Origin of the sequence: Halomonas sp. 11-S5, assembly GCF_029889825.1 — a bacterium.
Lineage (GTDB): Bacteria > Pseudomonadota > Gammaproteobacteria > Pseudomonadales > Halomonadaceae > Halomonas.
Genome location: NZ_JARANW010000022.1, coordinates 25320 through 40568 on the forward strand (window position 1 = coordinate 25320; position 15249 = coordinate 40568).

The 15249-nt window shown below is 68.6% G+C and carries 11 protein-coding genes; 8 read left to right on the forward strand and 3 right to left on the reverse strand.

The window, feature by feature from the left end; all coding sequences use genetic code 11:
- Window positions 1-125: 125 nt before the first annotated feature.
- The 6 genes from OP497_RS13830 to rsd all read left to right on the forward strand — a co-directional run bounded on the left by OP497_RS13830 (window position 126) and on the right by rsd (window position 7930).
- A complete protein-coding gene (locus tag OP497_RS13830; RefSeq protein WP_280549389.1) occupies window positions 126-1694 on the forward strand; it encodes a phosphoenolpyruvate carboxykinase in 1569 nt (522 codons plus the stop codon).
- Window positions 1695-1832: 138 nt separating this feature from the next.
- Entirely contained in the window at window positions 1833-2342 is a 510-nt protein-coding gene (gene msrB, locus OP497_RS13835; protein ID WP_280549391.1) for a peptide-methionine (R)-S-oxide reductase MsrB, read from the forward strand.
- Window positions 2343-2507: 165 nt separating this feature from the next.
- The gene (locus OP497_RS13840; RefSeq protein WP_280549393.1) at window positions 2508-4895 is read left to right on the forward strand and encodes a Tex family protein; all 2388 of its coding nucleotides are present in this window, start codon (window positions 2508-2510) and stop codon (window positions 4893-4895) included.
- 84 nt (window positions 4896-4979) lie between these two features.
- On the forward strand, window positions 4980-6602 hold the full coding sequence (gene gshA / locus OP497_RS13845; protein ID WP_280549395.1) for a glutamate--cysteine ligase: 1623 nt from the start codon (window positions 4980-4982) through the stop codon (window positions 6600-6602).
- Entirely contained in the window at window positions 6599-7135 is a 537-nt protein-coding gene (locus OP497_RS13850; RefSeq protein WP_280549397.1) for a disulfide bond formation protein B, read from the forward strand. The genes gshA and OP497_RS13850 overlap by 4 nt, the downstream gene beginning before the upstream one ends.
- A 306-nt stretch (window positions 7136-7441) precedes the next feature.
- Complete coding sequence (rsd, locus tag OP497_RS13855; RefSeq protein WP_280549399.1) at window positions 7442-7930, forward strand: sigma D regulator; 489 nt, start codon at window positions 7442-7444, stop codon at window positions 7928-7930.
- A 203-nt stretch (window positions 7931-8133) separates the two neighbouring features.
- Here rsd and OP497_RS13860 read toward each other — a convergent pair whose 3' ends face one another.
- Both OP497_RS13860 and OP497_RS13865 read right to left on the reverse strand, forming a co-directional pair.
- Window positions 8134-11196 (reverse strand): efflux RND transporter permease subunit, encoded by a 3063-nt coding sequence (locus OP497_RS13860; RefSeq protein WP_280549401.1) that lies wholly within the window; start codon window positions 11194-11196, stop codon window positions 8134-8136.
- Window position 11197: 1 nt separating this feature from the next.
- Window positions 11198-12316: an efflux RND transporter periplasmic adaptor subunit gene (locus OP497_RS13865; protein WP_280549403.1), complete on the reverse strand. Its 1119-nt coding sequence runs from the start codon at window positions 12314-12316 to the stop codon at window positions 11198-11200.
- Window positions 12317-12566: 250 nt separating this feature from the next.
- Between OP497_RS13865 and OP497_RS13870 the strand changes: the two genes are divergently transcribed.
- Entirely contained in the window at window positions 12567-13541 is a 975-nt protein-coding gene (locus OP497_RS13870) for a malate dehydrogenase (protein ID WP_280549405.1), read from the forward strand.
- 332 nt (window positions 13542-13873) lie between these two features.
- Here the strand turns inward: OP497_RS13870 and OP497_RS13875 are convergent, their stop codons facing one another.
- On the reverse strand, window positions 13874-14530 hold the full coding sequence (locus OP497_RS13875; RefSeq protein WP_280549406.1) for an HAD family hydrolase: 657 nt from the start codon (window positions 14528-14530) through the stop codon (window positions 13874-13876).
- Between the two features lie 197 nt (window positions 14531-14727).
- On the opposite strand from OP497_RS13875, the gene OP497_RS13880 reads away from it, so the two are divergent.
- A complete protein-coding gene (locus OP497_RS13880) occupies window positions 14728-15219 on the forward strand; it encodes an RNA pyrophosphohydrolase (RefSeq protein WP_280549408.1) in 492 nt (163 codons plus the stop codon).
- Window positions 15220-15249: the final 30 nt, after the last annotated feature.

A 15249-nucleotide genomic window follows, 5' to 3' on the forward strand; every position in this document is an offset into this window, starting at 1 on the left:
TTCCGGTCCGATCGCCCTGCCACAAGACGGCAATGACCCGCACAGGGCGATCAAGGCATGACCCACGTTGCGTCACCGACGCCCGGCACACGAGAGAGAAGCGGCCGCAAGGCCCAGGACACGACATGACCACGACTCAAGCCGCCCCCCAGCAAGCCGCCATTTCCCACGTCAACCTCTGCAGTGCCGAGCTGATCGAGCGGGCAGTGGCCAACGGGGAAGGGCGCCTGGCTGCCAACGGTGCCCTGGTGGTGAACACCGGCGTGCGCACCGGCCGCTCGCCCAAGGATCGCTTCATCGTCGACGAGGCGAGCACCAGCGGCCAGATCGACTGGGGCAGCGTCAACCGCCCGTTCGATGCCGAGAAGTTCGATGCGTTGTGGGCCCGCGTCGATGCGTACCTGGCCGGCGGCGAGCACTATGTGTCCGAGCTCCACGTGGGCAGTGACCCGGTCCACTCCCTGCCGGTGCGCGTCACCACCGAGACCGCCTGGCACGGCCTCTTCGGCCGCACCATGTTCGTGCGTCCCGAGGCCTACAACCCGTCCGTCAAGGACGAGTGGACCATCCTCAACGCCCCCTTCTTCGCGTGCGACCCGGCCCGCGACGGCACCCATTCCGACGGCTGCGTGATCCTCAACTTCGCCCAGAAGAAGGTGCTGATCGCCGGCATGCGCTACGCCGGCGAGATGAAGAAGGCGATGTTCTCGGTGCAGAACTTCCTGTTGCCGGCCGCCGACGTGCTGCCCATGCACTGCTCCGCCAACGTCGGCGAGGACGGCGAGACCACGCTGTTCTTCGGCCTCTCCGGTACCGGCAAGACCACGCTTTCCGCCGACCCGGCCCGCTACCTGATCGGTGACGACGAGCACGGCTGGGGGCCGGGCACCGTCTTCAACATCGAGGGCGGCTGCTATGCCAAGTGCATCGATCTTTCCGAGAAGAACGAGCCGATCATCTGGCAGGCCATCAAGTTCGGCACCGTGCTGGAGAACGTGGTCCTTGACGACCGCCGCGAGCCGGACTACGCCGACGACGGTCTGACCCAGAACTCGCGCGCCGCCTACCCGCTGGAGCACGTCGACAAGCGCGTGCCCGAGAACCGCGCCGGCGAGCCCAATGCCATCGTCTTCCTGACCTGCGACATGTCCGGCGTGCTGCCCCCGGTCTCCGTACTCTCCAAGGAAGCCGCCGCTTACCACTTCCTCTCCGGCTACACCGCCAAGGTGGGCTCCACCGAGGTGGGCTCCTCCGCCGGCCTCGAGGCGACCTTCTCCACCTGCTTCGGCGCCCCCTTCTTCCCGCGTCCGGCGCGCGAATATGCCGACCTGCTGGTCAAGCGCGTGGCCGAGAAGGATGCCCAGGTCTACCTGGTCAACACCGGCTGGACCGGTGGTGCCTACGGGGAGGGCGGCGCGCGCTTCTCGATCCCCACCACCCGCGCCATCATCAGCGCCATCCAGTCCGGCGTGCTGCGTGATGTCGAGACGCGCCGGGTCGAGGGCCTGAACCTGGCCGTGCCCTCCGCCGTGCCGGGCGTCGACTCCCGCCTGCTCGAGCCGCGCGAGACCTGGGAGGACAAGGCCGCCTACGACCACAAGCGCAACGAGCTGACCGCCAAGTTCGTCGACAACTTCAAGAAGTTCGAGGGCGTCGACGAGGCGATCGTCGAGGCGGGCCCCAGCCTGACCTGAGGGCGACAGGACGGCGAACCGTCGCTGGCAGCGACGGTCTGATCGGGGGAAGGACGCAGCTCCTTCCCCCGGTTGCGTCTTGGCGTCACCTCACGGGAAAGGCTGGCGCCTTCGTCAGCCCATCAACGGAGAACGACCATGAAACGACGGCATTTTCTTGGCGTGCTGGGAGCCGGCAGCCTCGCCGGCCTGCTGCCGGGGCTGGCCGCGGCCCGGCCCAAGCCCGAGCTGACGCGTGCCGAGGGGCTCGAGGTGCTGGAGCTCTCCGAGGCCGAGTGGCGGGAGCGCCTCAGCGAGGAGCAGTTCGAGGTGCTGCGCGATGAGGGCACCGAGCCGGCCTTCTCGAGTCCCCTGGACAAGGAGACCCGAGAGGGCGAGTACCGCTGTGCCGGCTGCGACCTGCTGCTGTTCACCAGTGCCATGAAGTACGACTCTGGAACCGGCTGGCCGAGCTTCTTCGAACACGTCGAGGGGCACCTGCTGACCCGCGTCGACTACTTCCTGGTGTTTCCGCGCACGGAGTATCACTGCGCGCGGTGCGGCGGTCACCAGGGCCACATCTTCGACGACGGCCCCGAGCCCACCGGCCTGCGCTGGTGCAACAACGGCCTGGCGCTGACCTTCAGCCCGGCTTCGCCGGGAGCTTGAAGAACGCCCGCTTCGCGGGCTTAAGCTGGAAGCTTGAAGAAAAAACCTTGACCCCAGCGTTAGCGGGATCATGCTGCCTTCCAGCTTACGGCTTACGGCTCCCGGCGAAGCCGGGCTTGTGGTACCTTGTCGCGATCGTCTGGACGTTTGATTGCCAAGGATTTCATGGACGCACACGACAAGATCATCCGCCGCCTCGCCGAGGAACTCGCCGTTCGCCCGCCGCAGGTCAAGGCGACGGTGGAACTGCTCGACGGCGGGGCCACCGTGCCCTTCATCGCTCGCTACCGCAAGGAAGTCACCGGCGGGCTCGACGATATCCAGCTGCGCCAGCTCCACGAGCGCCTCGCCTATCTGCGCGAGCTGGAGGAGCGCCGCGAGGCGGTGCTTTCCGCCATCGACGAGCAGGGCAAGCTCAGCGAGTCGCTTTCCGCCAGCATCCGCGCCGCGGACACCAAGCAGCGCCTGGAAGACCTCTACCTGCCCTACAAGAAGAAGCGGCGCACCAAGGCGCAGATCGCCCGGGAGGCGGGGCTCGAGCCGCTGGCCGATGCCCTGCTGGCCGACCCGAGCCTGGTGCCCGAGACCGAGGCGGCCAGGTACCTTCGTACCGCCGAGGAAGACATCCCCGCCGTCGAGGACGCCAAGGCGGCGCTGGACGGGGCCAAGCAGATCCTCATGGAGCGCTTTGCCGAGGAGCCCGAACTGGTGGGGCGGCTGCGCGAACGGCTGTGGCGCGAGGGTGAGCTCTCCTCCCGGGTGATCGCCGGCAAGGAACAGGAGGGCGCCAAGTTCTCCGACTACTTCGAGCACGACGAGACGCTCGCCAAGGTGCCCTCGCACCGCGCGCTGGCCATGTTCCGCGGCCGCAACGAGGGCGTGCTGGCGCTGGCCCTGCGCCTGCCCGGCGAGGAGGAGGCCCCGCTCCACCCGGCGCAGGTGGCCATCGCCAAGCATTTCGATATTTTCAACGGGAGCGGCGACCAGGGCCGACCCGCCGACCGTTGGCTCGCCGAGGTGGTGCGCTGGACCTGGCGGGTCAAGCTCTATACCCACCTGGAAACCGAGTTGATGGGGCGGCTGCGCGAGCGGGCCGAGCTCGAGGCCATCGAGGTGTTCGCCGCCAACCTCAAGGACCTGCTGCTCGCCGCCCCGGCGGGCCAGAAGGCGACCCTGGCCATCGATCCTGGCCTGCGCACCGGCTGCAAGTTGGCGGTGGTGGATGCCACGGGGCAGTTCCTGGAGCACGCCACCATCTATCCTCATGCGCCCCGCAATGCCTGGGAGGCATCGCTCGCCGAGCTGGCCAGGCTGGTGGAGAAGCACGACGTGGCGCTGATCGCCGTGGGCAACGGCACCGCCAGCCGCGAGACCGACAGGCTGGCCGGCGAGCTGGTGAAACGGATGGCTGGCAAGCGCGCGCTCTCCAAGGTGATGGTCAGCGAGGCGGGTGCCTCGGTCTACTCCGCTTCGGCCTACGCCTCCCGGGAGCTGCCGGAGCTGGACGTTACCATCCGCGGTGCGGTCTCCATCGCCCGGCGGCTGCAGGACCCGCTGGCCGAGCTGGTCAAGATCGAGCCCAAGTCCATCGGCGTGGGCCAGTACCAGCATGACGTCTCACAGCTGCAGCTCTCCCGGAGCCTGGAGGCGGTGATCGAGGACTGCGTGAACGCCGTGGGGGTGGACCTCAACACGGCCTCGAGCGCGCTGCTCTCGCGGGTCGCCGGCCTCAATGCGGCCCTGGCCGACAACATCGTCGCCCGTCGCAATGCCGAGGGCGCCTTCACCAGCCGCCGGGCGCTGCTCGACGTCAGCCGCCTCGGGCCCAAGACCTTCGAACAGTGCGCCGGCTTCCTGCGCATCATGAGCGGTGACAACCCGCTGGACGCCAGTGCCGTACACCCCGAGGCCTATCCACTGGTGGAGCGCATCGCCCAGCGCAGCGGGCGTCCGCTGGCCGGGCTGATCGGCGACAGCGCCACCCTCAGGTCGCTGAAGCCCGCCGAGTTTGCCGACGAGCGCTTCGGCGTGCCCACGGTCACCGATATCCTCGCCGAACTCGACAAGCCGGGCCGTGATCCGCGCCCCGAGTTCAAGGCGGCCGAGTTCCGCGAGGGGGTCGAGACCCTCAAGGACCTCGAGCCCGGCATGATCCTCGAGGGCAGCGTGACCAACGTCACTCACTTCGGGGCCTTCGTCGACATCGGCGTCCACCAGGATGGCCTGGTGCACATCTCGGCGCTCTCCGAGACGTTCATCGAGGATCCGCGCACGGTGGTCAAGGCCGGCGATATCGTGCGGGTCAAGGTGATGAGCGTGGACCTCGCGCGCTCGCGCATCGGCCTCACCATGCGCCTCGATGACCAGCCGGATGACCAGCGTAGCGACCAGGGTGGCAAAAAGAGCGGCGAAAAGAACGGCGACCCGCCGCGCCGCGGCAATGCCAGTGGTCGTGGAGCCGGCAAGGCCGGCCGCGACAGCAAGGCGCCCGAGCCGGCCAGCCAGATGAGCGCCCTGGGGGCGGCCCTGCTCCAGGCCAAGAAGGGTCGTTGAGCTTGAAGCGCCGCCTGGCGGCACCATAATCTGACGTTTGCCGGGCGCCATGGCGCCCGCCTTTCCACACATGGGGTGACCATCTTGTCTGAATCGCTCACCAGCCGCGTCGATCGACTCAAGTCCCTGGCCGACGAGGGGCGGGTCGGGCGCCTGCGCCGCGGCATCGAAAAGGAGGGGTTGCGGGTCGATAGCGAAGGACGCATCGCTGCTACCCTGCATCCCGCCGCGCTGGGCTCCAAGCTGACCCACCCGCATATCACCACCGACTACTCCGAGGCGCTGCTGGAGTACATCACCCCGGTTACCTGCCGGCCGGGTGATGCCATGGACTTCCTCGCCGATCTGCATCGCTTCAGCTATCGCCACCTGGGCGACGAGCTGATCTGGCCGGCCAGCATGCCCGCGCGGCTCGACGGCAACGACAGCGTGCCCATCGCCGACTACGGCCGCTCCAACGTGGGCACCATGAAGCGTGTCTATCGCAAGGGGCTGGACCTGCGCTACGGGCGCATCATGCAGTCCATCGCCGGTGTTCACTACAACGTCTCGTTGCCCGATGACCTCTGGGAGCTGCTGCGTGAGCTCGAGGGCGATGTGGACACCCCGCTCCGCGACTACCGCTCGGCACGCTACTTCGGGCTGATCCGTAACTTCCGCCGCCACAGCTGGCTGCTGCTCTACCTGTTCGGCGCCTCATCGGCGCTGGATCGCAGTTTCCTGCCGAGCGGCGAGCTGCCCGAGAAGCTGCAGCGGCATGGCGAGGACACCCTGGTGTCGCGCCACGCCACCAGCCTGCGAATGTCGGACCTGGGCTACCAGAACAAGGTCCAGGAGCAGCTGAAGATCTGCTTCAACTCGCTCTCCAACTACGTCAATACCCTGCGCCATGCCATCGCCACGCCCTGGCAGGATTACCAGAAGCTGGGCGTGAAGGAGGGCGACGAGTGGCGCCAGCTCAACGCCAACATCCTGCAGATCGAGAACGAGTACTACAGCGACATCCGCCCCAAGCGGGTGGCGCGCCACGACGAGACCCCCAGCCAGGCGCTGGAGGCTCGCGGCGTGGAGTACATCGAGGTGCGCTGCCTGGACCTCAACCCCTTCCTGCCGCTGGGGGTAGACGAGCACCAGATTCGCTTCATCGACACCTTCCTGATGTGGTGCCTGCTCAGCGAGAGCCCCTGGATTCCCGACGAGGAGTGCGACCGGCTGGACGACAATCGCCGCCTGGTGGTCGAGCGTGGCCGGGACCCCGAGCTTCGCCTGCTGCAGGATGGCCGGCAGCGCTCCATCGCCGACTGGGGCGGCGAGATCCTCGCCGAGATGGCGTCGGTGGCGGAGCTGCTCGACCGCCTGGAAGAGGGCGAGCCCCATGGCGAGGCGCTGGCGGCCCTGTCGCTACGCCTCGAGGACCCCGCCCTGACGCCCTCCGCTCGCCTGCTGGCGCGCCTCGAGTCGAACGGTGAGTCCTTCGTCGAGGCCATGCTGGACCTCGCCCGGGAACAGGCGCAGGGCTTTCGTGACACCCCCATGGACCCGTCCCGGGAGGCGCTGTTCGACGAGCTGGTGGCGACCTCCCTGGCCCAGCAGCATGACCTCGAGGCGGCGGAGACCGAGGGCTTCGACGCCTTCCTGGCCCGTTACTTCGAGCGTGCCCGCGAGGTGCGGGCCGTCACACCGCTGCAGACGGGAGAGACGTCATGATCGACGACCTTCGGCGCCTCTCGGTCCGCGAATGGAGCCTCGCTGGCCTCGCCTTCTGCGTGCTGATGATGGCCGTGGCCTTGGGCCTCGAGCACCTCGTCGGGCTGGAACCCTGTCCGCTGTGCATCTTCCAGCGGGTGGCCGTGCTGGCCGCCGCCGCGGTGTTTCTCGTCGCCGCGATCCACGACCCCGTGGGGCGTGCGGGAGCGGTGATCTACGGCCTGCTGTCGCTGGCCGCCGTGGGCGGCGGCATCGCCGTGGCGGGGCGCCACTTGTGGCTGCAGTCGCTGCCGGCCGACGAGGTGCCGAGCTGCGGCCCGGGGCTCGACTACATGCTGGAGATCCTGCCCCTGCAGCAGGTGCTGGCGCAGGTGCTCTCCGGCTCGGGAGAATGCGCCGAGATCAATTTCCTGCTGCTCGGCATCTCGCTGCCCGGCTGGACTCTGGCCAGCTTCCTGGTGCTCGCGCTGGCCCCGCTGGGCCTGCTGCTGGCGGCCAATCGCCCGCACCGCGGTTATCGCTGGCAGGGCTAGCCCCAGCAAGAAGGAGCCGGCCGAGGCGGCAACGGGATTGACAGCGGGCCCGGCAGGCGCGAGTCTGTCAACTCGCGGGTCGAGTGCCCCAAAGCTATCGCAGTTGGATCTGACGAGGGGCGCCGGGGACAGGTCGTAGAGGGGGTCCTACGCCAGGGATGGCGTCGGTAGCGGTAGCGCCCAGGGAGGGGTTCACAGCGCCCCCTTGCAGACCTGTCGACGGATCAGCCCCGAGCGATACCGCTATCTGCGATAGCCCTATCGAGTGCCCCGAGTGGCTGGCCGCATCGTGCAAGGGAGGCACCCATGCTGGAAGACTGCAAGAATGCCCTGGAGCGCTGGGGCGGCGTGCACGAGCTGATCGATCGCTGGCTCCACGAGCGCCGTGAGCTGCTGGTCCATTTCGCCGCGCTGAAGCAGGCCTGTGATACCGAGCTCGAGGCGGTGAGCGCGCAGCGCGTCAATACCTTCGGCGAGCTGCTGATGGACTACATCAGCGCCGGTCACTTCGAGGTCTACCCGCAGCTGCGGGAGGAGGCCAAGGCCTTCCGCGACCACCAAGCCCTGGAACTCGCCGATCGCCTGCTCGAGCGCCTGGAAATGTCCACCGAGCTGGTGCTCTCCTTCGATCGCGACTACGACAGTCCCGCCCGCGCCCAGCACCATATGCGTCGTCTCCCCGCCTGGCTCGACCGCCTGAGCCGAGGGCTCAGCGAGCGCTTCAGCCTCGAGGACCAGCTGATCGCCCGCCTGCATGCGGCCCATGCGCCGGATGCCGCCCGGGCCGAGCTGTGACCCGGCTTCGCCGGGAGCTTGAAGCTTGAAGAGCGTCGCTTCGCTCCTGGAAGCTGGAAGAAAAAGCTTTACCACCCAGGTGCTTGACTTACGCTGTTTTCCCGCTTCCCGCTTCCCGCTTCCCGCTTCCCGCTTCCCGCTTCCCGCTTCCCGCTTCCCGCTTCCCGCTTCCCGCTTCCCGCTTCCCGCTTCCCGCTTCCCGCTTATTGCTTCCGGCGCAGCCGGGGTTCCAGCACCAGCATGCAGGGCGTGAGCAGCAGGGTCAGGCCGGTAGCGAAGGTCAGGCCGCCGGCGATGGCGCTGGAGAGCTGGGTCCACCACTGGGTCGAGGGCGCGCCGATGCCTAGACTCGGGGTGATCAGGTCGACGTTGACGCCCAGTACCATGGGCATGAGGCCCAGCACCGTGGTCACGGCGGTGAGCAGCACCGGGCGCAGGCGCAGGCCACCGGCCTCCAGGGCGGCCTCCCGGGGCGACAGGCCCTCGCCGCGCAGCTGGTTGTAGGTGTCGATCAGCACGATGTTGTTGTTCACCACGATGCCCGCCAGGGCGATGATGCCCATGCCTACCATGACGATGCCGAAGGGCTGAGCATTGGCCAGCAGGCCGAGCAGCACGCCGGCGGTGGAGAAGACGATGGCGGAGAGCACCAGCCCCGCCTGGTAGAGGCTGTTGAACTGGGTGACCAGGATCAGCGTCATCAGGCCGATCGCCACCAGGAAGGCCGTGGCCAAAAAGCGCATCGCCTCCTGCTGGTCCTTCTGCTCGCCGGCCACGTTGATCCTGACCCCCTCGGGCGGCGACGCCATGGCCGCCATCAGGGCCGCCAGGCGCTCGTCGGGTCGATGGTCGGCGGTCACATCGGCCTCCAGGGTGATGGCCCGGCGCCCGTCGATGCGGTGCAGAGTGCCCACCTTGGGGGCGGGCTCCAGCGAGACGAAGTGCGAGATCGGCACCTGCCCGCGGCGGGTGTTCAGCGTCAGGCGGCCCAGCTGGTCCAGCGAGCGGGCTCCCCGCGGCAGGCGCACCCGGATATCCACCTCGTCGTTGACGCCGGCGGGGCGATAGCTCGCCACCTGCAGCCCGGTGGTGAGCAGCTGTACGGCACTGCCTACGCTGGCCACGTCGGTACCGAAGCGGGCGGCGGCCTCGCGGTCCACCTTCACCCGCCACTCCACGCCCGGCAGGCTGCGGTTGTCCTCGATGTCGCGAAAGCCGCCCAGTTCGCCCATGGTCCGGCGCAGCGCGGTGACGGCCCGGTCGGCCAGGCTCGGGTCCTCGGCGCTGACCTCCAGCACGATGGGCTTGCCGCCGGCCGGCCCCGACTCCTGTTCGCGGAATTCCAGCTGGATGCCCGGCAGGTCGCGGGTGCGCTCGGCCATCTCGGCCAGGATCGCGCTGGCCGGGCGGCGCCGCTGCCAGTCGATCAGCTGGAACTGCAGCACCCCCACCACATCGCCGCCGAGTTGCTGGTCGGGCACGGCGAAGGAGCGCGCATAGAGCGCCTGGACCTCGCTCATGCCGGCGAGTCGCGCCTCGACCCGGCGCACCACGGCATCGGTCTCCGTGGCGGAGAAGTCGCCCCGCGTGCGCACCAGCACCTGGGCGGTATCGGGCTCGACGCTGGGGAAGAATTCGACGCCGTGGTTGAAGCGGGCGTAGGCGGTGTAGATCAGCGCCATCAGCAGCAGGGCGACCAGCAGCGTGAGGCCCGGCCAGGCCAGCAGGCGGGCCAGCACGCCCCGGTAGAGCCGCCCGCCGGCGGTGACCAGCTGGGTGTCGCGGGTGGCGGCGGCGCTGCGCACGCCGAACACGCCGCCCAGGGTGGGCAGGAAGACCAGCGCCATGGCCAGCGAGGCGAGCAGGCAGAGGATCACCGTGATCGGCAGGTACTTCATGAACTGGCCAACCACGCCGGGCCAGAACAGCAGCGGCATGAAGACCGCCAGGGTGGTGGCGGTGGAGGCGATCACCGGCCAGCTCATGCGCGTGGCGGCCTGGACCCAGGCCTCCCGGGGCGGCTGTCCCTGGCGCAGGTGGCGGTCGGCCAGCTCGCTGACCACGATGGCGCCGTCCACCAGCATGCCGGCAACCAGGATCAGCGCAAACATCACCACGATGTTCAGCGTGTAGCCCAGCGCCCAGATCAGCAGGATGCCGGTGAGGAAGGCCCCGGGGATGGTCAGCCCCACCATCAGCGCCGAGCGCAGGCCCATGGCGGCCAGGATCAGCACCAGCACCAGCACCACCGCGGTGACCACGTTGTTGAGCAGCTCCGAGAGGATGTCGCGCACGGTCTCGGACTGGTCGAGGATGGTGGTGATCTCCAGCTCGTCGGGGATCAGGCCGGCCGCCTCGTCGAGCAGCCCCTGCACCTGGGCCACGGTGGCGATGATGTTGGCACCGGCGCGCTTGGAGATCTCCAGCACCAGGGCCGGCTGGTCGTCGATGCGGGCGAAGCCCCCGGGGTCCTTGAAGGTGGGGTGGATCCAGGCCACGTCGCCGAAGGTCACCACCCGGTCGCCGTCGATCTTCACCGGCATCGCCATGACGTCCTCGAGGCGCTCGATCACCCCCGGTACCTTGAGCGCCTGGCGTCCGGCCCCGGTGTCCAGGCTGCCCGCCGCCACCAGGCGGTTGTTGCGGCTGACCAGGTTGAACAGGGTGGCGAAGTCGACCCCGTAGCTGTCGAGCACCAGGGGGTCGACGACGATCTCCAGCAGGTCCTCGCGGTCGCCGCCGATGTCCACCTCGAGCACTTCCGGGATACCCTCGATCTCCTGCTGCAGGCGGCGCGCCACGGCCAGCCGCCGGCGCTCCTCCAGCGGCCCGGCCAGGCCGATCGAGAGCACCGGGAACAGCGCCACGTTGACCTCCGTGACCCGTGGCTCTTCGGCCTCGGCGGGCAGCTCGGCGCGGGCGATGTCGACCTTCTCGCGCACGTCGGTCAACGCCTGGTCGGGGTCGAAGCCGGCATCGAACTCCAGGGTGACCGCGGCATGGCCCTCGCTCGACTGGGCGGTCATCTTGCGCAGCCCCTCGATGCTGCGCAGTTCCTGCTCCATGGGGCGCACCAGCAGCCGCTCGCCATCCTCGGGACTGACGCCCTCCAGCGACAGCGAGACATAGATGATGGGGATGGTGACGTCGGGGTTGGCCTCCTTGGGAATCGCCTGCCAAGCGGCGAGCCCCGCCAGCAGCAGCGCGACCAGCAGCAGCAGGGTGGTGCGCGAGCGATCCAGCGCCGCCTCGATCAGGGTACGCATGTCAGCGGGCTTCCCGGGGAGCGTCCGTGCCGGCCTGCGTGGTGGCCGACTCGACGGGGACGGCCTCCACCCGTTCGCCGTCGTCGACGAAGCCACCGCCCAGGGTGATCAGCCGGATCCGTTCGGGCAGCCCGGCCACCCGGGCGGACTCGGCATCGGCGTCGACCAGTTCGACCGGGGTGAGACGCACCCGGTCGTCGTCATCCAGGTGCTTGACCGCCAACCGGCCCTCGCCGTCGAGCTCGAGCAGGGCAGGGGAGAGGCGATGCACCCGGCGCTCGGGCAGGCGGATGATCAGGGTGGCGCTGGCACCGGCCAGGCGGCGCCCCTCGGGATTGGCCAGCGTCGCTTCGACGGGGAAGCTGCGGGTGCTGTCGTCGGCGCGGCTGGCGACGTAGCTCAGCTCGCCGGCGAGACGGCTGCCGTCGAGCAGCCGGATTTCGGCGGGCAGCCCGGGGGAAAGCGACAGGGCATCCCGCTGGGGCGCCGCGGCGATGGCGGTGAGCCGCGAGTCGTCGACCAGCCGGCCCCAGGCCTCGCCGACCTGGACCAGGTCGCCGACCTCCACATCGAGGCGGTCGAGCACCCCGTCGAAGGGCGCCTCGGGGCGGGTGTCATCGAGCTGGCGGCGCAGGGTGGCGACCTCGGCCAGGGCCTGGCTGACGCCGGCCTGCAGGCGCAGGTAGTCGGGGTTGGAGATCAGCTCGCGACGGCGCAACTCCTCAGCACCGGCCAGCTCGCCCCGCGCCAGGGCCAGTTCGGCTTCGGCCTGCTCGAGCCGGGCGGGGAGTTCCTCGCGGGCCAGGGCTAGCAGTGTCTCGCCCCGGCTGACCCGCTCGCCCAAGGCGACGGGCAACGCCTCTACCCGGCCCGCCTGGCGGGCGCGCAGCGTCACCTCGCGGTGGGCCTCGAGCTGGCCCTGCAGCACCAGCCGGGGCGCGTGGGCCTGCGCCTGGCGCTCGACCACCTCGACCCGGGTCAGCGCCGGCCCCTCGGCCTCGTCGCCCTCGGGCGGAGTCTCGCGGAACCCTTCGATGTCACCGAGTGCCAGCCAGACCAGCAGCAGGCAGGCCAGCCCGATGGCGAGCAGGACGGAGAACGGCGGCAGACGACGAGACATTCGGACCTTCCCTGGTGTGGTGCGAGGTTCGAGAGTGGGGCTGGTTGAGCCGGGTCGGCAGGCGGCCAGCATAGCCCAGCGGGTGCCGGGGTGTCGCCGGGGGTGCCTGACCTAGCCGCAGGTCGAATTGAGTTTTGTGCAGTGCAGGCATACCATCTTGGCGGTTCGAATTCCGGCCAGGGCTGGCGGCATGCTGGCCCGGCTCATCCTCACGGCGACAACCCGCGCGTTGACAACCCAAGGAGCCACCATGAAAGATCCCGTCCGTATTGCCATCACCGGTGCTGCCGGCCAGATCAGCTATTCGCTCGCCTTCCGTATCGCCTCCGGCGACATGCTGGGCAAGGACCAGCCGGTCATCCTGCAGCTGCTGGAGATCCCGCCGGCCATGGACGCCCTCAACGGCGTGGTGATGGAGCTCAACGACTGCGCCTTTCCGCTGCTCCAGGAGATCGTTGCCACCGACGATGCCAACGTCGCCTTCAAGGACGCCGACTTCGCCCTGCTGGTCGGCGCCCGTCCGCGCGGTCCGGGCATGGAGCGCAAGGACCTGCTGGAAGCCAATGCGGCGATCTTCTCCGTGCAGGGCAAGGCGCTCAACGACAACGCCAGCCGCGACGTGCGCGTGCTGGTGGTGGGCAACCCGGCCAACACCAACGCCCTGATCGCCTCCTGCAACGCACCGGACCTGGACGCGGGCCAGTTCACCGCAATGATGCGTCTGGACCATAACCGCGCCAAGACCCAGCTGGCCCAGAAGACCGGCAAGCACGTCACCGACGTCGAGCAGATGATCGTCTGGGGCAACCACAGCGCGACCCAGTATCCCGACCTGGCCCACTGCAAGGTGGCGGGCAAACCGGCCTTCGACCTGGTCGAGCGTGACTGGTACGAGAACGACTTCATCCCCACCGTGCAGCAGCGCGGTGCCGCCATCATCAAGGCGCGTGGTGCCTCCTCCGCGGCCTCCGCGGCCTCCGCGGCCATCGACCACATGCGCGACTGGGCGCTGGGCACCGCTGACGTGGTGAGCATGGGCATCCCCGCCGACGGCAGCTACGGGGTCGAGCCCGGCATCATGTATTCCTACCCGGTCGTCTGCAAGAACGGTGGCTATGAGATCGTCCAGGGCCTCGAGGTCAACGAGTTCAGCCGTGGCCGCATGAAGGCCACCGAAGACGAGCTGCGCGAAGAGCGCGCCGCCGTCGAGCACCTGCTGGGCTGATCGCCCTTCGGGCGAAGCGCCAAGCTACAAGCGCCGAGCTACAAGCAAACCCCGAGGCCATGACCTCGGGGTTTGCTTTCGTTGGGAGGCCTCAGTCGTAGGCCCGGTAAGCGACAGCGCACCGGGCAGGCCTGGTCCCCACCCTGTGGGAGCGCTGCTTGCAGCGCGATCCGCCGCAAGGCGGCGGCTTCAACCGCGCGGTCCAATCGCTTTGCAAGCAAAGCTCCCACGACAACCTGTCCGGTGGCTCAGCATCCTGTAGGAGCGAAATTCATTTCGCGATGGCGGTTGCCGCCATCGCGCAGCAAGCTGTGCTCCTACAACCTGGCCGCTCAGTCCCTCAAACTGATGATTTTCCAGCCGCGGGCCTTGGCGACCTCACGCAGGCTGGGGTCGGGGTCCACCGCCACCGGATGCTCGACCCGCTCCAGCAGCGCCAGGTCGTTGTGGGAGTCGCTGTAGAACCAGCTGTCGTCCAGGGTCAGGTCCTTGTCGACCAGCCAGGCGTCCAGGCGCTCGACCTTGCCCTCACGGTAGCTGGGGATGCCGGTGGCGCGACCGGTGTAGCGGCCGTCGGACACCTCGGGCTCCACGGCGATCAACTCGTCGATGCCCAGGCGCTCGGCGATGGGGCCGGTGATGAAGCGGTTGGTGGCGGTGACGATCAGCAGGGTGTCGCCGCGGGCGCGGTGGCGGGCCACCAGCTCCTCGCCCTTGGACAGGACGTGCGGCTCGATCTTGCTGGCCATGAACTGCTGGTGCCAGGCGGCCAGCTGCTCGGGGCTGTGCTCGGCGAGCGGGCGCAGCGCCACCGCCAGGAAGGCGTGGATATCCAGGGTGCCGGCCTCGTAGTCGGCCAGGAAGCGGTCGTTGGCCTCGCGGTAGGCCACCGGATCCACGGCGCCCTGTTCCAGCAGGAACTCGCCCCAGGCATGGTCGCTGTCGGTCGACAGCAGGGTGTTGTCCAGGTCGAAGATGGCCAGGCTCACTGCATTCCCCTCTGGTGTTCTCGAAAGCGTTTCAAGATCGTGACAAGGTCGACGATTATGGCAGAAGCGCCGTCGCGCTTCGAGCGACGGGCCGGCGCCGAAAGCGACGTATTCGCGGCTTTCAATTTGGTCGTATTGATGCCCTTCGTGGCCTTGTGGAAGAATGGTGGCAATATTGGATTCATAAGGTGACGTCCGTGATCGACGCTGACGGCTTTCGCCCCAATGTTGGCATCATCATCGCCAACGAGCAGGGGCAGCTGCTTTGGGCGCGTCGGGTAGGACAGAATGCGTGGCAGTTTCCCCAGGGAGGCATCAAGGCTAGCGAGACTCCGCAACAGGCACTTTTTCGTGAGCTTCACGAGGAGATCGGCCTGACCGATGGTGACGTCGAGATCCTTGCCTGCACCCGGGGCTGGCTGCGCTACCGCCTGCCGCGACGCATGGTTCGTACCCACTCGAGGCCGCTGTGCATCGGCCAGAAGCAGAAGTGGTTCCTGCTGAGGATTCACTGCCAGGAGAGCCGGATCTGCATGGACATGTCCGGCAAGCCGGAATTCGACGGCTGGCGGTGGGTCAGTTACTGGTACCCCTTGGGGCAGGTCGTGCCCTTCAAGCGGGAGGTCTACCGTCGCGCCCTGCGCGAGCTGTCCCCCCGGGCACAGCGGCTGGCCCTCGGACATGGATGAACCGAGGGCCTGATGGCCGCGTCATTCCTC